We start from the raw sequence: 19,921 nt of genomic DNA on the forward strand, positions 1-19,921 counted from the left end.
GGAGCCGGCCATGACCGCCCAGAACGCTCGCATCGCTCTCGTCCTCGGCGCCAATGGCGGCGTGGGCGGTGAAACCGCCGCCGCCCTGGCCCGCCGGGGCTGGACCGTCCGCGCCCTGGTGCGCGATCCCGGCCAGGGGCGCCTCGCCGGCGTCGACTACCGGAAGGGCGACGTCCTGGATCGCGACGCCGTGGTCGCCGCCGCCCAAGGCGCCGCGATCATCGTCCACGCCGTCAACCCGCCCGGCTATCGCGGTTGGAAGACGCTGGTCCTGCCGATGATCGACAACACCATCGCCGCCGCCCGGGCCAGCGGCGCGCGGATCCTGCTGCCGGGCACGATCTATAACTACGACCCCGCCGCCCATGCCGTGATCGACGAGACCACGCCCCAGCGCGCCCTGACGCGCAAGGGCCGGATCCGCATCGCCATGGAGGCCCGGCTGGAAGCGGCGGCGGAAGATGGCGTGCGCTCACTGATCCTGCGGGCCGGCGACTATTTCGGCCCGCGCTCGACGGCCAACAGCTGGTTCGCCTCGGGCCTGGTCAAGCCGGGCCAGGCGGTGAAGACCATCCTCTATCCGGGCGACAAGAACGTCGGCCACGCCTGGGCCTATCTGCCCGATGTCGGCGAGACCTTCGCCCGGTTGGCCGACCGCGAGGCCGAGCTGCCGGCCTTCGCCCGCTTCCACTTCGAGGGGGTCTGGGACGCCGACGGGACCGCCATGGTCCGCGCCATCGCCCGCGCCGCCGGCCTCGCCCGTCCCGACGTCCGCCGCCTGCCCTGGGGCCTGTTGCCGGTCGCGGGCCTGTTCAACGAGACCATGCGCGAACTGTCCGAGATGCGACCGTTCTGGCGCCATCCCGTGCGGCTGGACAACCATCGCCTGGTCGCCTTCCTCGGCGAGGAGCCGCGCACGCCCTTGGACGTCGCGGTCCGGGCGACCATGCAGGGCCTGGACGTGCCGGTGGCCGAAACCGCGCGGCTGAAGCGGGCGGCTTAGGGGCAATCGACATCTAGCTTTGAGCTAGCCAAGACCCGGTCTCCCCGGCGAAAGCCGGGGCCCAGATCGAACCCAAGGGCGTCACCGGAATGGCGAGGCTAACAGGTGCGTCACCCCAACCTCTCTGGATGAATCTGGGCCCCGGCTTTCGCCGGGAGACCGGTTATGGGGGATATGAGCCTGGCGCGGATGCGGGACTTCGATCCATGCCCTCTAAGCGTCCAGCACCGACCGCACCTTGGCGGCCAGGGAGGGGCTGTCGTAGGGCTTGTCGAGCATGGGGTACTCGTCAGCCCAGTCGATGGCCTCCTCGCCGATGAAGCCCGAGGTCAGCAGCACCTTCAGCCCCGGATTGGCGCCCCGCGCCCGCCGGGCCAGGTCCAGGCCGCTGACCCCGCCGGGCATGACCACGTCCGAGAACAGCATCTCGAACGCCGTCCCGCCCTTCAGCCGGCGCAGGGCGCTGGCGGCGTTGCGGGCGGTGGTGACGCGATAGCCCAGCGACTCCAGCGTATCGACGGCCAGGGCCAGGACCGAGGGATCGTCCTCGACCACCAGGATGTGCTCCGAGCCGGTGGCTTCCTCGGACGGCGCGGTGGGGGCGGCCTGGGTCGTGGCCGGCGGTGCGATGGCCGGCAGGGTGATCTCGAAGGCCGCGCCCTGGCCCGGGGCCGTGACCACGGTGACCTCGCCGCCGGACTGCTGCACGAAGCCGTAGACCTGCGACAGGCCCAGGCCCGAGCCCTTGCCGACGTCCTTGGTGGTGAAGAACGGCTCGAAGATCCGCGAGGCGACGCCCGGCGCCATGCCCGGGCCGGTGTCGCGGACCACCAGACCGTGAGCCCCTGTCGGATCGGCGCGGACGGTGATGGTGAGGCCGCCCGCGCCCTCCATGGCGTCGCGGGCGTTGACGGCCAGGTTCAGCAGGGCGCTTTCCAACTGGGCCGGGTCGATATGGACGAAGGCCGGGGCGTCGGCCAGCTCCAGCGACACCGACACCGCGTCGCCGACCGCCTGGCGGATCAGGGGCGAGAAGTCGCGGACCAGCTCGTTCAGGTCGACGGCGGCCGGGTCCAGGCGCTGACGGCGCGAGAAGGCCAGCAACTGGCGGGTCAGGGCCGCGCCGCGCTCGGTGGCCTGGCGGACCGCCTTGACCTGGCGGGCGAACGGGAAGCCGTCGCCGCAGCGGCGCTGGATCAGGTCGACATTGCCCAGGATCACGGTCAGCAGGTTGTTGAAATCGTGGGCGACGCCGCCGGTCAGCTGGCCCACCGTCTCCATCTTGCGGGCGTGGCGGAAGGCGTCCTCGAGGGCGCGGCGCTCGGTGTTGTCCAGCAGGGTGCCGAACACCACCGCCGCCCCGGTGTCGGGATCCTCGCTGAGGATGCCCTGGTCGATCACCGACTTGTACGAGCCGTCCGCGCACCGCAGCCGGTACTCGCAGGTATAGGCTCCGGCGTCGCGGGCCTCGGCCTGGGCGCGGGCCACGATCGCCTGGTCGTCGGGATGGACCAGGCCATAGCCGAACTTGCGGTTCTGGATGAAGTCCTCGGCCTCGAAGCCGGTCAGGCCCTTCATGCTGTCGCTGACCGACACCGCCGCGTACGGATGGTCGGCCTGGCGCGAGTAGAACACGATCGGCAGGGCGCGCTGGATCGCCTGCTGGCGGCGCAGGGACGCCTGCAGCGAGCGCTCGGCCTCCAGCTTCTCGGCCTGGACGCGGGCGTGCTCCTCCAGCAGGCGCTGGCGGCTCTCCAGCTCGCGGGCCAGTTCCAACCGCTTGATGTGCAGGTCGACCAGCACCTGCACCTTGGAGCGCAGGATGAACGGATCCACGGGCTTGAACACCACGTCGACGGCGCCGGCCGAATAGGCCTTGAAGATGTGGCCCTCGTCGCGGAACACCGCCGTCAGGAACACGATCGGCACGTCGCGGGTGCGCCGCCGCTCGCGGATCAGGGCGGCGGTCTCGTAGCCGTCCATGCCGGGCATGTGCAGGTCCAGCAGGATGACCGCGAAGTCGTCGGTCAGCAGCTTGCGCAGGGCCTCGGGCCCCGAGCGGGCGACGACGAGCTCCTGGCCCAGCGCCTCCAGCGCCTGGGTGGCGGCGAAGGCGTTGCGCTCATCGTCGTCGACGATCAGCACCTTGGCCCGCGGTCGGTCGACCGGGACGGGCTCTGGCGGGAACTGGACGGCGGGCGTCGACATGATGCTCGTCACTGGTGGGCGACGGTGGACAGGTTGACGATGTTGCCGCCGACCAGCTTGCGGGCGTCGGCGCGCTGCACCGAGACCCGCAGGACCGAGATCAGCTGGTCCAGGTCGACGGGCTTGGACACATAGTCCGAGGCGCCGGCCTGGATGCACTTCTGGCGGTCGCCCTTCATGGCCTTGGCGGTGACGGCGACGACGGGCAGGTCGAAGAACCGGGCGCGCGAGCGGATCTCGCGCATGGTCTCGTAGCCGTCCATGTCGGGCATCATGATGTCGACCAGGACCATGTCGACCGACGGCAGGCTGTCCAGCAGCTCCAGCCCCGCGCGGCCGCTCTCGGCGTAGCGCAGCTCGATGCCGTACTCCTCCAGGGCGCTGGCCAGGGAGAAGATGTTGCGGATGTCGTCGTCGATAACGACAGCGGTGCGGCCCGCCAGGACCGCATCCGCGTGCTTGGTCTTGGTCAGCATGGCGCGGGCCGTGTCGGGCAGGCCCTCGACCGGGGCGTGCTGGATCAGGGCCACGTGGTCGATCAGCTGTTCGGCCGTGCGGGCCAGGCGGGCCGCGCCGGTGAACACCGCCAGGCGCAGGCGGCGCTCGTCCTCGGTGTCCAGTTCGCCGGGGGCGTAGAGCACCGTCGAGCCCGAGACCGCGCCGCGCTGCTTGAGCAGGTCCAGGGTCGGACCGACCGCGCCCCCGGCGTCGATGGCCTCGCCGCCGACGGGAACGACCAGGCAGCCCTGCTCGCCGGTGAAGGCCTCGGGCGGCAGGGCGTCCAGGGCGGTCTCGACGCGGACCGCATCGAACACCGACTTGAGCAGCTCGGCCGTGGTCTTGTCGCCGCCGACCAGGATCGGGGTGCGCTCGGGATGGTCGGCCAGGCGCCGCACGCGATCAAGGGTGGAGACCACCGCCTCCTGTTCGACCGGCTTGCTGGTGAAGCCCAGGGCGCCCATCGACAGCGACAGGCCGCCGCGGTCGTCGGCAGAGATCACCTGCACCGGGATGTGCCGGGTCTCGGGCGTGCGCTTGAGCAGGTCCAGCAGGGCCAGCCCGTCCATGTCGGGCAGGCCGACGTCCAACAGGATGGCCTCGGGCGCGAAGCGGCGGGCCAGGGACGGGACGGACGAGCCCTCGGCCGTGACCACGCCCTTGAAGCCGTTGTCGCGGGCCAGGGCCAGCAGGATCGAGGCGAAGCGCGGATCGTCCTCGACGATCAGCACGGTGGGGTCCTCGGGCCTGACCGTGTCGCGGTCGTCGACGACGCTTTCCACCGGCTCGTACGACGGCGCGTCGGCCGTCGAGAAGGTGAAGGTCGAGGACGGACTGGCGGGGGCGCGCGGCGAAGGCGTCGGGGCCTGCTGCTGGGCGGTCGGGCTGAAGTTCAGCGGCAGGTAGAGCGTGAAGGTCGAGCCGACGCCGGGGGTCGAGACGACCTTGAGCTCGCCGCCCAGCAGGCGGGTGATCTCGCGGCTGATCGACAGACCCAGGCCCGTGCCGCCGTACTTGCGGCTGGTGGTGCCGTCGGCCTGCTGGAAGGCTTCGAAGATGATCCGCTGCTTGTCCTCGGGGATGCCGATGCCGCTGTCCTCGACCTCGAAGGCCAGCACCTGGCCGGCCTTGTTCAGGTGGTCGTTGCCGACGGCCCAGCCCGACTCGGCGCGGCGCACGGACAGCTTCACCGAACCGGCCTGGGTGAACTTGAAGGCGTTGCTGAGCAGGTTCTTGATCACCTGCTGCAGGCGCTTGTCGTCGGTGTACATCGCCGGCGGCAGGGCCGGGTCGATGTCGATGGCGAAGTCCAGCTTCTTGTCCTGGGCCAGCTGGGCGAAGGTCCGCTGGGTCTGGTCGCGCAAGGATGCGAACGGCATCTGGCCGATGTCCAGCGTGACCGTGCCGCTCTCGATCTTGGACAGGTCGAGGATGTCGTTGATCAGGCCCAGCAGGTCGGCGCCGGCCGAGTGGATGTTCTTGGAGAACTCCACCTGCTTGTCGCTGAGGTTGCCCTGGGCGTTCTCGCTGAGCATCTTCGACAGGATCAGCAGCGAGTTCAGCGGCGTGCGCAGCTCGTGGCTCATATTGGCCAGGAACTCGGACTTGTACTTCGAGGTCAGGGCCAGCTGTTCGGCCTTCTCCTCCAGCGCCGCCTTGGCCTGCTCGACCTCGGCGTTCTTAGCTTCCACCTGCTTGTTCTGGGCGGACAGCAGCACGGCCTTGTCCTCCAGCTCGGCGTTGGTCTGCTGCAGCTCTTCCTGCTTGGAGCGCAGCAGCTCCTCGGACTGGCGGAGCGAGGCGGCCTGCAGTTCCAGGCGGTCGTTGGTCTTCTTCAGCTCTTCCTGCTGGGCCTGCAGTTCGGCGGTCAGCAGCTGCGATTGCTCCAGGAGGCCCTCTGTCCGCATGTTGGCGGCGATGGTCGACAGCACGATGCCGATCGACTCCATCAGCTGGTCCAGGAAGGCCCGCTGGGTCTCGTTGAACTCGCCGAAGCTGGCCAGCTCGATCACCGCCTTCAGCTCGCCCTCGAACAGGGCCGGCAGGACGATGATGCTGCGCGGCGCGCTCTCGCCCAGGCCCGAGCTGACCTTGACGTAGTCCTTGGGGACGTTGGTCAGCAGGATGCGTTCCTTCTCGGCCGCGCACTGGCCGATCAGGCCCTCGCGCAGGCGCAGCTGGGCGGCCGGGGGCTTCCTGCGATTGCCGGCATAGCTGGCGGCCAGGGTCAGCACCGGCTGGCCGTCCTCGTCGGCGTCCGAGACATAGAACACCCCATGCTGGGCGTTGATCAGCGGGGCCAGCTCGGACAGGACGAGGTTCGACACGGTCGACAGGTCGCGCTCGCCCTGCAGCATGCGGCTGAACCGGGCCAGGTTGGTCTTCAGCCAGTCCTGCTCGGTGTTCTTCAGAGTTTGATCCTTCAGATTGCGGATCATCTCGTTGATGTTGTCCTTCAGCGCCGCGACTTCGCCGGACGCTTCCACGGTGATCGACCGGGTCAGGTCGCCCTTGGTCACGGCGGTGGACACCTCGGCGATGGCGCGGACCTGGGTGGTCAGGTTGGCGGCCAGCTCGTTGACGTTGTCGGTCAGGTCGCGCCACAGGCCAGCGGCGCCGGGCACCCGCGCCTGGCCGCCCAGCTTGCCTTCCGAGCCCACTTCACGGGCCACGTTGGTCACCTGGTCGGCGAAGGTGGCCAGGGTCTCGATCATGCCGTTGATGGTGTCGGCCAGCGAGGCGATCTCGCCCTTGGCGTCCAGGGTCAGCTTGCGCTTGAGGTTGCCCTGGGCCACGGCGGTGACGACGTCGGCGATGTTCCGCACCTGGCCGGTCAGGTTGGCGGCCATCATGTTGACGTTGTCGGTCAGGTCCTTCCAGGTGCCGGCCACGCCGGGCACCTGGGCCTGGCCGCCCAGCTTGCCCTCGGTGCCGACTTCGCGCGCCACGCGGGTCACTTCCGAGGCGAAGCCGTTCAGCTGGTCCACCATGACGTTGATGGTCGACTTGAGTTCGAGGATCTCGCCCTTCACGTCGACGGTGATCTTCTTGGACAGGTCACCCTTGGCGACGGCGGTCGTCACGTCGGCGATGTTGCGCACCTGGCCGGTCAGGTTGGCGGCCATGAAGTTGACGTTGTCGGTGAGGTCCTTCCAGGTGCCGGCCACGCCCTTCACCTGGGCCTGGCCGCCCAGCTTGCCTTCGGTGCCGACTTCGCGCGCCACGCGGGTCACTTCCGACGAGAAGCTGTTCAGCTGGTCCACCATGACGTTGATGGTGTTCTTCAGCTCCAGGATCTCGCCCTTCACGTCGACGGTGATCTTCTTGGAGAGGTCGCCCATGGCGACGGCGGTGGTCACCTCGGCGATGTTGCGGACCTGGCCGGTCAGGTTGCCGGCCATCAGGTTGACGTTGTCGGTCAGCTCCTTCCAGGTGCCGGCGACGCCCTTCACCTGGGCCTGGCCGCCCAGCTTGCCTTCGGTGCCGACTTCGCGGGCCACGCGGGTCACTTCGCTGGCGAAGGCGTTCAGCTGGTCCACCATGGTGTTGATGGTGTTCTTCAGCTCGAGAATTTCACCCTTCACGTCGACGGTGATCTTCTTGGAAAGGTCGCCGTTGGCCACGGCGGTGGTGACGTCGGCGATGTTCCGCACCTGACCGGTCAGGTTGGCGGCCATGAAGTTGACGTTGTCGGTCAGGTCCTTCCAGGCGCCGGTGACGCCCTTGACCTGGGCCTGACCGCCCAGCTTGCCTTCGGTGCCGACTTCGCGGGCCACGCGGGTCACTTCCGACGAGAACGAGTTCAGCTGGTCCACCATGACGTTGATGGTGTTTTTCAGCTCCAGGATCTCGCCCTTCACGTCGACGGTGATCTTCTTGGACAAGTCGCCCATGGCGACGGCGGTGGTGACCTCGGCGATATTGCGGACCTGGCCGGTCAGGTTGCCGGCCATCAGGTTGACGTTGTCGGTCAGCTCCTTCCAGGTGCCGCCGACCCCGGTGACGTTGGCCTGACCGCCCAGCTTGCCTTCCGTACCCACTTCGCGGGCCACGCGGGTCACTTCGCTGGCGAAGGCGTTCAACTGATCGACCATGACGTTGATGGTCGACTTCAGCTCCAGGATCTCGCCCTTCACGTCGACGGTGATCTTCTTGGAGAGGTCGCCGTTGGCGACGGCGGTGGTGACCTCGGCGATGTTGCGGACCTGGCCGGTCAGGTTGGCGGCCATGAAGTTGACGTTGTCGGTGAGGTCCTTCCAAGTGCCGGCCACGCCTTCCACGCGCGCCTGGCCGCCCAGCTTGCCCTCGGTGCCGACTTCGCGCGCCACGCGGGTCACTTCGGAAGCGAAGCCGTTCAGCTGGTCCACCATGGTGTTGATGGTGTCCTTCAGCTCCAGGATCTCGCCGCGCACGTCGACGGTGATCTTCTTGGAGAGGTCGCCGCGGGCCACGGCGGTGGTCACCTCGGCGATGTTGCGGACCTGGCCGGTCAGATTGCCGGCCATCAGGTTGACGTTGTCGGTCAGTTCCTTCCAGGCGCCGGTGACGCCCTTGACCTGGGCCTGGCCGCCCAGCTTGCCTTCCGTACCCACTTCACGGGCCACGCGGGTCACTTCGCTGGCGAAGCTGTTCAACTGATCGACCATGACGTTGATGGTCGACTTCAGTTCCAGGATCTCGCCCTTCACGTCGACGGTGATCTTCTTGGACAAGTCGCCGTTGGCCACGGCGGTAGTGACCTCGGCGATGTTCCGGACCTGGCCGGTCAGGTTGGCGGCCATCAGGTTGACGTTGTCGGTCAGGTCCTTCCAGGCGCCGGTGACGCCCTTGACCTGGGCCTGGCCGCCCAGCTTACCCTCGGTGCCGACTTCACGGGCCACGCGGGTCACTTCGCTGGCGAAGCTGCCCAGCTGGCCCACCATGGTGTTAACGACCTTGCCGATGCGCAGGAACTCGCCGCGCAGGGGACGGTCCTCGTTCTCCAGGTCCATGGTCTGGGAAAGGTCGCCGTTGGCCACGGCGCCGATCACGCGGGCCATTTCGGCGGTCGGGTGCACCATGTCGGTGATCAGGCTGTTGACGGCCTCGACGCTCTCGGACCAAGCGCCCTGCGCGCCGGGCAACTGGGCCCGCTGGTTGATCTTGCCCTGGCGGCCGACGACGTCGCGCAGGCGCTCGAACTCCTTGGAGATCCGGTCGTTCAGGTCGACGGCGTCGTTGAAGGCCTCGGCCAGCTCGCCGTCCAGGCCGGACAGGTCCGTGGGCAGGCGGACAGAGAAGTCCCCGCGCCGGAACGCCCGCAGCGCCGCCAGCAATTGATGACCGTCGAGCTCGCGTCCGCCAGCGGCTCGTTCCAAAACGCCTTGCATGCCCTGCACCCCCAAAGTGCGTTACGTTCGGGGCGGGGACGGGTCGATCGGATCGACGCCGGATGAGCAAAGACCCACCACCCCTGAACCTCTCCGAAAACGCGGCTGTTGAGTGGGGGTTCCGAAGCTTTGTGCTGAAGCTTCGCCGGAGCGTCTCAGCTTGTCTTGGTCAGCCGCAGATCCTGGTAGTCGTAGCTGAAGTCGGCCAGGGGCGACACCGCCTTGACCAGGGCCGAGACCACCTTGCCGTCCTTCAGGTCGAAGCTGAAGAAGGCGTCTTCCTGGGTGCGGTCGTCGAACACGGTCTTGAACATCTCGCCGTCGAACGGGACCAGCTTGCCGCGCAGGGCCGGGGTCTTGTCGAACGAGACGGTCAGGCCCTGCTTCTTGCCTTTCCCGACCAGGCCGATCGTCACCGTGCCGTACCAGGGATCGCGATAGACGCCGGAATAGGCGGCCAGCGGCAGGCTGGGCTTGGCGCCGCCAGGGGCCGAGGTCGTGGTCGCGCGGGCGGCGTCCTTGATCGTGTTGGCGTCGGCCTCGGCCTGGACCCGCTTGCTGGAGGCGATCCAGTCGAAGTCGCTGCGCCCCTGCAAGCGGTCGGGCCCGCCGAAGCGCAGGGACCGCAGCACCGGCGTCTCCTCGGCGTTGGTCATGATCATGATCCCGGACTTGCGGCCGGGCAGCAGGCCGGTGAACGAGATGAAGCCGGCCAGGCCGCCGGTGTGCCACAGGAAGCGTTCGCCGCGGTGGTCCTGGACGAACCAGCCCAGGGCATAGGCCTGCAGCGAGGGGCGGACCGGGTTCTCGTCGGTCGGGCCGTCCGACCAGGTGGTGATGGTCTGCGGCTTCCACATCTCGCGGGCCGACGGCTCGCTCCACAGCCGCTTGGCGTTGGGCAGCATGCCCAGGCCCAGCTGGACCAGCATCCACTGGGCGATGTCCTTGGGCGTGGAATTGACCCCGCCGGCCGGGGCCGCGGCGGCGAAGCTGTTGTCGAACGGCAGCACGGTCTGCGGGCCCAGGCCTCGCACAGGCGGACCCAGGCGGGCGTGCGGCGAGGCCCGGCGGCTCTTGTCCACCAGGGCGGGGCTGGAGACGGTGCTGGTCATGCCCAGGGGATCGAAGATCCGGGCCTTGATCAGCGATTCCCAGCTCTGGCCGGTCACCGCCTCGATCAGCGCCCCGGCGGCGACGTAGAGCACGTTGTCATAGGCGTAGCCGCCCCGGAACTGGCCGCCGATCGGCAGGTACTTCAGGCCCGCCACGATGTCGGCGCGCGTATGGGTCGGGGCCGGCCAGATCATCAGGTCGCCCGCGCCCAAGGTCAGCCCGCTGCGATGGACCAGCAGGTCGCGGACGGTCATCAGCTTGGTGATGACGGGATCGCTCATCTGGAAGGCCGGCAGGTGCTGGGTGACCGGATCGTCCCAGCCGATCCGGCCCTCCTCGACCAGCATGGCGACCAGGGCGGCGGTCATGGCCTTGGTGTTCGAGGCGATGCCGAAGACGGTGTTCTCGTCGCAGCGATCCTGGGTCCCCAGCGTCTTGACGCCATAGCCCTTGGCCAGGGTGACCTTGCCCTTCTCGACCACGGTGATCCCCAGGCCCGGCTGGTCGGGGAAGGCGGCCATGACGTCTTGCGCCAGCTGGTCGACCGCCGCGGCCACCGAGCCGGTCTCCTGGCTCCAGGCCTTGTTCCCGAACGCCGCCAGACCCGTGGTCGCCAGGGCCGAGACGAGGGCGGAGCGGCGGGTCGTGGTCAGCATGGGGCGTCCTTGGAATGGCGCGACCACGCTATGCCGAGGCTCCGGCGGCGGACAAGGGTGGAAGCGCCCCCTCCGTCACGATGCTGCGCATCGCGCCACCTCCCCCCGCTGCGCGGGGGAGGAGAGTGCTCATCCTCCCCCGTGTAACGGGGGAGGTGGATTGCTGCGGATACGCAGCAAGACGGAGGGGGCGTCTAGCCTCAGTTCCCCCCGTCCAGCAGCCGGCGCGCGATGACCTGGGCCTGGATCTCGCCGGCGCCCTCGAAGATGTTGAGGATGCGGGCGTCGGCCAGCAGGCGGCTGGCGGCGTACTCCATGGCGAAGCCGTTGCCGCCGTGGATCTGCAGGGCGTTGTCGGCGCAGGCCCAGGCCACGCGGGCGGCGATCAGCTTGGCCATGCCGGCCTCGAGATCGCAGCGCTTGCCCTCGTCCTTCTGGCGGGCGGCGTAATAGGTCAGCTGGCGCACGCCCATGATCTCGGCGGCCATCATGGCCAGCTTGTTGGCCACCCGGGGGAACTCGAAGATCGCCTGGCCGAACTGCTGGCGGTCCAGGGCGTAGCCGAGGCCGGTTTCCAGCGCCGCCTGGGCGACGCCGACGGCGCGGGCGGCGGTCTGGATGCGGGCGCTCTCGAAGGTGGCCATCAGCTGCTTGAAGCCCTGGCCGGGGACGCCGCCCAGAAGGTTCTCGGCCGGGACGGTGAAGCCGTCGAAGCCCAGCTCGTACTCCTTCATGCCGCGATAGCCGATCACCCCAATCTCGCCGCCGCTCATGCCGTCGGCGGGGAAGTCGTTCCCCTCGACGCCGCGCGGCTTGGGGGCCAGCAGCATCGAGAGACCGCGATAGTCAGTGGTGCCGGCCTCGGTGCGGACCAGCAAGGTCATGACGTCGGCGCGGGCGGCGTGGGTGATCCAGGTCTTGTTCCCGGTCACCACGTAGTTTTCGCCCTCCAGCACCGCGCGGGTGCGCAAGCTGCCCAGGTCGCTGCCGGTGTTCGGTTCGGTGAAGACGGCGGTCGGCAGGATCTCGGCGCTGGCGATCTTGGGCAGCCAGTACTGCTTCTGATCCTCCGTGCCGCCGGTCAGGATCAGCTCGCCGGCGATCTCGGAGCGGGTGGCCAGCGAGCCGACGCCGATCCAGGCCCGCGACAGCTCCTCGGAGACCACGCACATGGCGGTCTTGCCCATGCCGCTGCCGCCGAACTCTTCCGGAATGGTCAGGCCGAAGACGCCCAGGGCGCCCAGCTCCTCGACCAGTTCGATCGGGATCAACTGGTCCTTCAGGTGCCATTCGTGGGCGAAGGGGGTGACCTTCTCCTCGGCGAAGGCGTGGAACTGGTCGCGGATCATCTCGAACGTCTCGTCGAGGCCGGTATGTTCCAGCGTCGGGCGGCCGCGCGCCTCGGCCAGGCGCTGGGCGATTCGGCTCTTCACGGCCTGGGTCCCGCCCTCGACCATCAGCTTCATCAGGCCGTTCGAGTAGAGGCGGTTCAGCACCGCGCGGTCCTCGACCAGGTGCGCCGGACGGACGATCTCGCCCTGGTTCATCGGCACGCCGCCGACCAGCTGGGCGCAGTATTCCGAGAACAGCAGCTGGGCCAGCAGGGCCTCGATCTCGCCGAAGCGGCCTTCATCCTGCAGCCGCTCGGCCCAGCCGGCGACCTGGTTCATCAGCTCGGCATAGGCCGCGTACCAGCCGTAGCCGTGGACGCGGTGCTGGTGGACGTCGGCCAGCTTGCGGTCGACCTTTCCCGTCTCGCCGGTGATGTGGGCCAGCACCTGGGGCTTGGCCTCGGCCACGAACAGCCCCGCCGCGTCGGCGGCCTCGCGCAACAGGCCCGTCAGGCCCGGAAGGATCAGGCTGGTGTCCTTGGCTTGCGTATCGGTCATCGCTTACTCCCCTGCGCGAACATTTGTTTTTCTTCACCGTGGCTCATTTCGCATGTGCGAGCAATGCCGCAGCGCAGCATGACGTGAAAAAGCGTCGAGCGCCTGCGGTTCCCCGCCAGCGGCGTCGTCTCATCAGAGTGGCGCTCGAGGAGCCGCGGTTCGTCCGTGTCCAGAAGCGTCCGGCCGGGGGGCGCGGATGGATGACATGGCCAAGACAATCGCGATCGTGCTGCATGACCTGCCTTTGGGAGGCTCCGAGCGGATCGCGGTGCGGCTGGCCAACCGCTGGGCGGCGGCGGGCCGGCGGGTGACGCTGTTCTGCGGGACGCGCGACGGCCCGCTGGCCGCGCTGATCGACCCGGGGGTCGAGGTGGTGGCGTGCGATCCGCCGATCCCGCGCGGCCGGGGCTCGCGCCGCCGCCTGGGCAAGGCGACCGCCGACTATGTCGCCGCCCACCGTCCCGACATCCTGTTCGTGCCCGGCAACTATCATTGGCCGATCCTGCCGGCGATCGACGCCCTGCCGGCCGACCAGCGGCCCGGCGTGGTCGCCCAGATCGGCACGCCGCTGTATCGCCACGGGCGCGGCCGCCTGGCCCAGATCCCCTACAACCTGCGCACCTGGCGCCAACTGCGTCGCGTCGACCGCGCCATCTCGCTGTCGGACAGCATGACCCACGACGCCGACCGGGTGCTGGGCCGACGCGTCACCCAGCGCCTGCCGCTGCCGGCCCTGGACGACGCCGACCAGGCCTTCGCCCGCCCCGCCGAGGGCAAGGTGATCCTGGCCGCCGGCCGGCTGGTCAAGGAGAAGGGCTTCGAGGTCGCCCTGCGCGCCTTCGCCCGCGTCAAGGATCCGGAGGCCCGGCTGGTGATCGTCGGCGAGGGCGAGCGCCGCGCGGCCCTGGAGGCCCTGGCCCGCGACCTGGGCGTGGCCGACCGGGTCAGCTTCCCCGGCTACGCCCGCGACATCCGGCCCTGGCTGGAGACGGCGCGGGCCTTCCTGCTCAGCTCCTATTACGAAGGCTACGCGGCGGTGATCGTCGAGGCCCTGGGCGCGGGGCGTCCGGTGGTCAGCACCGACTGCACGCCGGCGGCCGGCGAGCTGCTGGGCTCGCGCCTGGCCGGCCAGGTGGCGCCGATCGGCGACGTCGACGCCCTGGCCGCCTGTCTCGACGCGGAGCTGGCCCGACACGCGCCGGATCCGGCCGCCCTGGCCGCCCTGGTCGCCGACTACCGGATCGGACCGATCGCCGAGGCCTATCTGCGGGTGTTCGACGCCGTGGCGGCCAAGCGCGGCGCCCGCGGGCGGATCAGGCCCGCCGCGCCCGTTTTCGCCATGCCCGTCGCGCGTCCAGCGCCAGCGACGCCGGCGACAGTTCGAACCGCTTGGCGTCGATCAGCGTGACCGGTCCCGCCGCCGCCAGGGTGTGCAGCCCCTGGACATGGCGGCCGAAGCTGGGCGGGGCGGTGATCGGCTCGTCCGCCTGGGCCTCGAAGCGGTCGGGCGTCAGGGTGGTGATGCGCAGGGCGCGGATCGCCCCGCCATAGGTGCGCCGGCAGTCCTGGACCGGCAGCACGATCGCGCCGTCGACCACGATCGGCGTCCCCCTGGCCGCGAACTGGACGGGTCGTAGCGGACCGGATTGCCGGCGTGCGGCGTCCACGGCCCGGTCAGCCGGTCGGCCCAGGCCACGTGCAGGGCGCTGACCTTGTCGGCCTTGGTCGTGGCCGGGGTATAGAACAGCCACCAGCGGCCCTCGTGGAAGATCGGCGTGGCGTCGATCGCCACCTGGTCCAGGTCCAGCACCGCCGCCGGGACCCAGCGGGTCGGAAAGGCCTCGGCCCGATACAGGGTCAGCCGGCCCGACTTGTGGGCCTCGGGCAGCATGTACGTCTCGCCATCGGTCTCGATGATGAACGGGTAGGACAGGTGCCAGGCCTCCTTCAGGGCCGGCCGGCGGTTCAGCAGGGTCAGGTCGGCGTCGAAGGTCAGCACCTCGATCGCCCCGACCCGGTCGCGATAGTCGTAGATCTCGGCGAACACGTAGAGGCGGCCGTCGCGCCAGACGCCGATCGGGTCGGCCAGGAAGCGCAACGGACCCGGATCGGGGATCCATTGGACCTCATGGCGGGCCAGGGCCCCCGGCGCCAGCAGCGCCTCCAGCGGCGCGCGCACCAGGCCCACGCGCCACATGTCCTTCACCAAGCCCAAGAGCGTCCCCCAACACACATAAAAGGCGTCGAACCCGGCCCCATCATGGACGTTGCGAGGCTCCGGCCAAACTTTTTTCCAACATGAACGAACTCTGTCAGTCGGGTCGCCGACACCGTTCAGCTTCGCCCTGCCATGGTGCGTCTCACGAGGTCGAGACGGCCTCGGACACATCACTGGGACGAAGGAATACGACCATGACCATCACGACCAAGATCAAGACGATCACCCTGACCCTGGGCGCGGCCGCGGCCGCTCTGAGCATGGCCGCCGCGCCGCAAGCCAACGCCGGCGTCGTCGGCTGCAAGGCCTCGGGCGGCAAGCAGGAAGTCGGCGCCGTCCTGGGCGGCCTGCTGGGCGGCCTGGCCGGCAACAAGATCGCCGGCAAGGGCGATCGCGGCACGGGCACGGCCATCGGCGCGGTGCTCGGCGCGGGCGCCGGCTCGGCGGTGGGCTGCAACATGCAGAAGAGCGAGGCGGCCAAGGAGGTCGGCGGCATCTACAAGTCGGGCGGTTATCGCTACGCCCAGACCGTCGAGGCCGAGCCGCTGGTCAAGGTGAACCGCAAGTACGTGGCCCGCTCGACCCTGAACGTGCGCTCCGCCGCCTCGACCCGCGCCGACCGCGTGGGGGCTGCCTTCGGGCGCCACCTTCCAGGCCCTGGGCCGCACCGGTGACGGCAAGTGGATCCTGGTCGGCCAGGACGGCGTCGGCGTCGGCTACGTCTCCAGCGCCTACGTCTACCGCGCCTAAGGGCGTCCAGACTTCGGGGCGTGGCCGCTCCGTCCCTCTGGCCGCGCCGTGAGGAGAGCCCGTCCGGTGTTCGCACCGGGCGGGCTTTTTCATGGGATCACGAGAGGGCGCTGACCCCGCCCAGCCAGGTCTGCCAGACCACCACCAGCGCCCCGTGCAACAGCACCGCCGGCCATAGCGAGCCGGTCTTCAGCCGGGTGATCGCGCAGCCCAGACCCAGCACCGCGCAGCACAGCAGGAAGTCGGGGCGCAGGAAGACGGGGGCGGCGGATTTCAGGAACGTCAGCCCCTCGACCACGTGCCAGAGGGTGTACAGCGTCGTGGAGAGGGCGACCGCCAGCCAGGGCCGCCGGCTCTCGCCCGGCCCCGGCGTCAGCAGGCCCCGGAACGGGATCTCCTCGCCCAGGGCGGGGATGACCAGGACGGTCAGCAGCCGCAAGGGCAGGCCCGGTTGGGTCGGCGTCAGGCGGTAGAGCCCCGTCGCGAACCCGATCGCGGCCATGATCGCCAGGGTGACGGCGGCGACGGCGAGGCAGAACCCCCAGCCGCGCGGCGAGGGCAGGGTGCGCAGGCTGGCGAGGAGGCTTGCTTGATAGACCTTGAAGCTCGCCGCCATCCCCAACTCCGCTTCCCCGGCGAAAGCCGGGGCCCAGATTCATCCTGAGAGGTTTGGGTGTTCGCGCCTAGATGCCACGCCAAGTTCGGTGAAGTCGGTGGGTTCGATCTGGGCCCCGGCTTTCGCCGGGGAAGCGGGTCCTGGGAACGCTCTTGCGGAACCCTTAAGTCCGCCAGCGCAGCGTTTGGTCCCGCACCGGGTTGGCGAAGGCGCGGCCCTCCCGCCGGCTGGCGTTCCATTCGCGCTTGCACTGGTGGTACCAGCGGGCCTGCTGGTCGGCGTCGCCGACCCACATCAGGGGCGGATTGCACTGCAGGCCGGGGGTCTGGCAGTCGACGATCTTGCCGTCCTGGCGCAGGAAGGCCCGGGCGGCCACGCGGATCAGCGGGTAGAAGGCCGTGAAGGCCCAGTGATCCGACCACATGATCTGGTTCATCCGGGTCTTGTGCGCGTTGATCGGCGTCATCGCCGACAGGGCCAGCACCTGCCGCTCGCCCACCGTCACGTGCTCCCAGCGCAGGCCGGGCAGGCGGAAGGTGATCTCGGTCAGCGGCTCGCCGCCCAGGATGGCGTAGGCCTTGGAGTTCTTCGAGGGCTCGTGCCGCACCATGGTGAAGCCGGCTTCCGACGCACAGAAGCGCTTCTTCTTCTCGTGCTGGCTGGCCTTGGTCCGCCACCACCATTGCTGGTGGACGTAGGGGCCATGGGCCGGGTCGATCAGGCCCAGCACGGCGTGGTCGATATGGATGTCGTAGTCCAGGTGGTCGACCAGCTTGGGCGCGCCGCCCGCGACGCCCGGGATTTCCGGCGGCGGCTCCGGCGGCTCGCCGTCGAAGCGCGGGTTCGAGCTCATCCAGATCCACACCAGGCCCTGTTGTTCCACCGTCGGATAGCGGCGGACGCGGACCTTGGAGATGTCGAAGTCGCTGTCGCCGGTCAGGGACGGGATCGACTTGCACGCCCCGTCGGGGCCGAAGCGCCAGCCGTGATAGGGGCACTCGACGCTGTCAGTCCCGTCGGCCTCGCGGTGGACGCGGCCGGCCGACAGGGCGGCGGCGCGGTGGGGGCAGATGTCGCGGATGGCGTAGGCCTGGCCCGCGCGGGTGCGGCCCAGCAGGACCGGCTCGCCCAGATATTCGCGCTTCTCGGCCTTGCCCGGCTTGATCTCGGGCGACACGCAGGCGACGTACCAGGCGTCCCAGACGAAGCCTTCGCCGAACTTCTCGCCCAAGGGGGCGCCAATCACGGGCTTGGCGGTCACGGGCTTGGCGGCCGCGGGCTTGGCGGTCGCCTTGGCGTTCAGCAGCGGAGCGTCGTCGGCGGGCATGGGGTCGCTTCTAGCGGGCTTGGGTGAACGCTGTAACTTGAGGCGCGATGTCGCACGGGCCCCGAACGCGCAGAGTGCGCTCGTACAGGCCGAATGCGACAGCCGTGCTCAGGCCAAGGAAGGCGACAGCCAAAGTTGTGGGCGGATTGCCCCCGCCAAGTCCCCCGACCGTGTTCCCCCGAACACGCCCCTATCCGGAAGAAGACGTCACCGCGACGCGGCGGTCTCCACCAGACGCTGATAGAAGCGCACCATTCTACCGACATTGTCCAGGCTGATGTGCTCGTCGGTGCCGTGGATGATCTTGGTTTCGTCGACCTTCAGCACCAGCGGCTGGAAGCGATAGACGTCGCTGGCCACCCCGCCCATGTAGCGGCTGTCGGTGCCCGCCGTGACCAGGCCCGGCACGACCGGGGCCTTGCTCTCGTCGGCGGCCAGACCGGCCAGGGTCTTCCAGGCGTCCGAATTGGTCGAGGACACGGCCGAGGGCTCGTCCGGCGTCTTGGCCCATGACAGCTGGACCGGCAGGGCGCCGACCGCGTCCTTGGCGCGGGCCATCACCGTGGCCGAGGTGTCGCCGGGCGCGATGCGGTAGTTGATCCAGGCCGTGGCGTCCTGCGGCAGGACGTTCTCCTTGGGAGATCCCTTCAGCATGGTCGGGGCGATGGTGGTGTGCAGCATGGCCGCCCCGGCCGGCGACTTGGCGGTCACCTTCACCAGCAGCGGCGAGAACAGCCAGGTGTTGGCCGCGAAGATCTTGACCACCGGCGAGGCGTGCGGGGCGATGGCCTTCAGCATGTCGGCGCCGGGGCCCTGGAAGCGCATCGGGAAGGCGTGGTCGTTGATCGCCACCACGGCGCGCGACAGGGCGACCACGCCGCCGCCGTCCTTGGGCGGGGCCGACGAGTGGCCGCCGACCGCCGGGGCGACGACCTTCATCGTCGCATAGCCCTTCTCGGCGGTGCCGATGATGGCGGCGGGCTTGCCGGTCACGGGATGGTCGGCGACCACGGCCATGCCCTCGTCCAGCACGAACTGGGCCTTGATATTCCGGGACTTCAAGAGGGCGGCGGCGGCGCGGGCCCCGACGCCGCGCACCTCCTCGTCGTGGCCGCTGACCACGATGACGGTGCGGAGGGGCTTGAAGCCGCTGGCGGCCACCGCGTCCAGGGCCTCGAACAGCGTGACCAGCGAGCCCTTGTCGTCGATCGAGCCCCGGCCCCAGACCGCGCCGTCGGCCACGACGCCGTCGAAGGGGGGATGGGTCCACTGGCCCTCGCTGCCCGGCGTCACCGGCACCACGTCCTGGTGGGCCATCAGCACGATCGGCGGCAGGGCCGGGTTCGAGCCGGGCCAGGTATAGACCAGGGTGTGCTCGGCGATGACCTCGCGGGTCATGACCTTGTGGGCTTCGGGGTAGGTCGCCTGCAGCCAGGCGTGCAGCTTGTCCCACTCGGCCGGCTGGTCCTCGGCCCGGTCCTGGTGGCTGACGGTCTGGAAGCGGACCGCCTGGGCCAGGTGGTCGGCGGCCCTGGCCACGTCGAACGGCCGGGCCGGGGCCAGCTTGACCGAGGCCGGATCGACCTGGGCCGGCGGCACGAACATCGCGGTCTTGGCGGCGACCACCGCCGCCACGGCCAGCACCAGCCCCACGGCCGTCAGCGCGACCTTTCCCCCGACACCCATGTCCGTCTCCCCAAACACTTGTTGGAAGCGACTGTGCTTTGGGGCGGGAGCGCTGGCAATCCCGCCGGGGACGCGAAAGTTATCCACAGGACGCGGGGCGGAAGAGGCTCCCCCGCATCGCGGGGAAGGGCTCAATCCCCGTGCTTTTCGAGGTCGGCGCCAAGGAATTCAGAAGCTTGCAGGAAAACGCACGTTTCTTATCCTCGGTGTCCGGCGCGGCCGCACACTCGGGGGCATGACCCAATCCTCTACGCAAACCTGGTGTGAACGCCTGCAGCGCCAGCTGATGGCGGCCCTCGACGCGGTCTGGGAGACCATCGCCGCCACCGACGATCCCGCCGTCATCCGCAAGGCCCGCGACAAGGCCAAGGCCTGCGGCGACCTGGCCGCCATGGCCCGCAAGGTCGCCGCCATGACGCCAAGACCAAAGCCGTCCCGGTCACCGGCGGGTTTGGCGCCGCTGGATTTCGAGCCGGAGGTGGCGGCGGAAGAGCGGCCGCCCCGCAAGCTGGACCGCCTCAAGGGCGGAGGGCGCGGGCGATTGTGAGGCGAGGGGGTGTTGGACCATGCACCCCATACCGCTCGTCC

At 69.5% G+C, this 19,921-nt stretch carries 12 protein-coding genes and 1 pseudogene; 4 read left to right on the forward strand and 9 right to left on the reverse strand.

Annotated features, from left to right (window positions below):
• Positions 1-10: 10 nt before the first annotated feature.
• Complete coding sequence (locus MZV50_RS03480; protein ID WP_252633027.1) at positions 11-1,003, forward strand: NAD-dependent epimerase/dehydratase family protein; 993 nt, start codon at positions 11-13, stop codon at positions 1,001-1,003.
• 213 nt (positions 1,004-1,216) lie between these two features.
• On the opposite strand, the gene MZV50_RS03485 is transcribed toward MZV50_RS03480, so the two are convergent.
• The 4 genes from MZV50_RS03485 to MZV50_RS03500 form a co-directional block, all read right to left on the reverse strand.
• Complete coding sequence (locus tag MZV50_RS03485) at positions 1,217-3,211, reverse strand: response regulator (protein WP_252633028.1); 1,995 nt, start codon at positions 3,209-3,211, stop codon at positions 1,217-1,219.
• An 8-nt stretch (positions 3,212-3,219) separates the two neighbouring features.
• Positions 3,220-9,078: a hybrid sensor histidine kinase/response regulator gene (locus MZV50_RS03490; protein WP_252633029.1), complete on the reverse strand. Its 5,859-nt coding sequence runs from the start codon at positions 9,076-9,078 to the stop codon at positions 3,220-3,222.
• Between the two features lie 155 nt (positions 9,079-9,233).
• Positions 9,234-10,847: a serine hydrolase gene (locus MZV50_RS03495; RefSeq protein ID WP_252633030.1), complete on the reverse strand. Its 1,614-nt coding sequence runs from the start codon at positions 10,845-10,847 to the stop codon at positions 9,234-9,236.
• 200 nt (positions 10,848-11,047) lie between these two features.
• Positions 11,048-12,736, reverse strand: a complete 1,689-nt coding sequence (locus MZV50_RS03500) for an acyl-CoA dehydrogenase family protein (RefSeq protein ID WP_252633031.1) — start codon at positions 12,734-12,736, stop codon at positions 11,048-11,050.
• Between the two features lie 205 nt (positions 12,737-12,941).
• Here MZV50_RS03500 and MZV50_RS03505 point away from each other — a divergent pair, with 205 nt between their 5' ends.
• Positions 12,942-14,144: a glycosyltransferase gene (locus MZV50_RS03505; protein WP_252633032.1), complete on the forward strand. Its 1,203-nt coding sequence runs from the start codon at positions 12,942-12,944 to the stop codon at positions 14,142-14,144.
• Here MZV50_RS03505 and MZV50_RS03510 read toward each other — a convergent pair.
• Together MZV50_RS03510 and MZV50_RS03515 are read right to left on the reverse strand one after the other, a co-directional pair.
• Entirely contained in the window at positions 14,050-14,334 is a 285-nt protein-coding gene (locus MZV50_RS03510) for a hypothetical protein (RefSeq protein ID WP_252633033.1), read from the reverse strand. The two genes, MZV50_RS03505 and MZV50_RS03510, sit on opposite strands and share 95 nt — an antisense overlap.
• Positions 14,247-14,942, reverse strand: coding sequence for a glucosamine inositolphosphorylceramide transferase family protein (locus MZV50_RS03515; RefSeq protein ID WP_436792224.1), 696 nt, complete (start codon positions 14,940-14,942; stop codon positions 14,247-14,249). The genes MZV50_RS03510 and MZV50_RS03515 overlap by 88 nt, the downstream gene beginning before the upstream one ends.
• 206 nt (positions 14,943-15,148) lie before the next feature.
• Here MZV50_RS03515 and MZV50_RS03520 point away from each other — a divergent pair.
• Positions 15,149-15,704, forward strand: a pseudogene (locus tag MZV50_RS03520) (SH3 domain-containing protein).
• Positions 15,705-15,801: 97 nt separating this feature from the next.
• Here MZV50_RS03520 and MZV50_RS03525 read toward each other — a convergent pair.
• The 3 genes from MZV50_RS03525 to MZV50_RS03535 all read right to left on the reverse strand — a co-directional run bounded on the left by MZV50_RS03525 (position 15,802) and on the right by MZV50_RS03535 (position 19,333).
• Positions 15,802-16,320 carry a CPBP family glutamic-type intramembrane protease gene (locus tag MZV50_RS03525; protein WP_252633035.1) on the reverse strand — a complete coding sequence of 173 codons (519 nt, stop codon included), beginning with the start codon at positions 16,318-16,320 and terminating at the stop codon, positions 15,802-15,804.
• A gap of 163 nt (positions 16,321-16,483) precedes the next feature.
• Positions 16,484-17,647: an aromatic ring-hydroxylating oxygenase subunit alpha gene (locus tag MZV50_RS03530; protein WP_252633037.1), complete on the reverse strand. Its 1,164-nt coding sequence runs from the start codon at positions 17,645-17,647 to the stop codon at positions 16,484-16,486.
• Between the two features lie 207 nt (positions 17,648-17,854).
• On the reverse strand, positions 17,855-19,333 hold the full coding sequence (locus tag MZV50_RS03535; protein WP_252633038.1) for a M20 family peptidase: 1,479 nt from the start codon (positions 19,331-19,333) through the stop codon (positions 17,855-17,857).
• 235 nt (positions 19,334-19,568) lie between these two features.
• On the opposite strand from MZV50_RS03535, the gene MZV50_RS03540 reads away from it, so the two are divergent.
• Positions 19,569-19,880, forward strand: a complete 312-nt coding sequence (locus tag MZV50_RS03540) for a hypothetical protein (protein WP_252633039.1) — start codon at positions 19,569-19,571, stop codon at positions 19,878-19,880.
• Positions 19,881-19,921 lie beyond the last annotated feature (41 nt).

Origin of the sequence: Caulobacter segnis (assembly GCF_023935105.1) — a bacterium.
In the GTDB taxonomy this organism is placed as follows: Bacteria; Pseudomonadota; Alphaproteobacteria; order Caulobacterales; family Caulobacteraceae; genus Caulobacter; species Caulobacter segnis_B.

Excerpts from the sequence above, each read along its gene's own strand:
- MZV50_RS03480 (WP_252633027.1), top strand. The coding sequence starts at position 11 with ATGACCGCCCAGAACGCTCGCATCGCTCTCGTCCTCGGCGCCAATGGC.
- MZV50_RS03485 (WP_252633028.1), bottom strand. The coding sequence starts at position 3,211 with ATGTCGACGCCCGCCGTCCAGTTCCCGCCAGAGCCCGTCCCGGTCGAC.
- MZV50_RS03490 (WP_252633029.1), bottom strand. The coding sequence starts at position 9,078 with ATGCAAGGCGTTTTGGAACGAGCCGCTGGCGGACGCGAGCTCGACGGT.
- MZV50_RS03495 (WP_252633030.1), bottom strand. The coding sequence starts at position 10,847 with ATGCTGACCACGACCCGCCGCTCCGCCCTCGTCTCGGCCCTGGCGACC.
- MZV50_RS03500 (WP_252633031.1), bottom strand. The coding sequence starts at position 12,736 with ATGACCGATACGCAAGCCAAGGACACCAGCCTGATCCTTCCGGGCCTG.
- MZV50_RS03505 (WP_252633032.1), top strand. The coding sequence starts at position 12,942 with ATGGCCAAGACAATCGCGATCGTGCTGCATGACCTGCCTTTGGGAGGC.
- MZV50_RS03525 (WP_252633035.1), bottom strand. The coding sequence starts at position 16,320 with ATGGCGGCGAGCTTCAAGGTCTATCAAGCAAGCCTCCTCGCCAGCCTG.
- MZV50_RS03530 (WP_252633037.1), bottom strand. The coding sequence starts at position 17,647 with ATGCCCGCCGACGACGCTCCGCTGCTGAACGCCAAGGCGACCGCCAAG.
- MZV50_RS03535 (WP_252633038.1), bottom strand. The coding sequence starts at position 19,333 with ATGGGTGTCGGGGGAAAGGTCGCGCTGACGGCCGTGGGGCTGGTGCTG.
- MZV50_RS03540 (WP_252633039.1), top strand. The coding sequence starts at position 19,569 with ATGACCCAATCCTCTACGCAAACCTGGTGTGAACGCCTGCAGCGCCAG.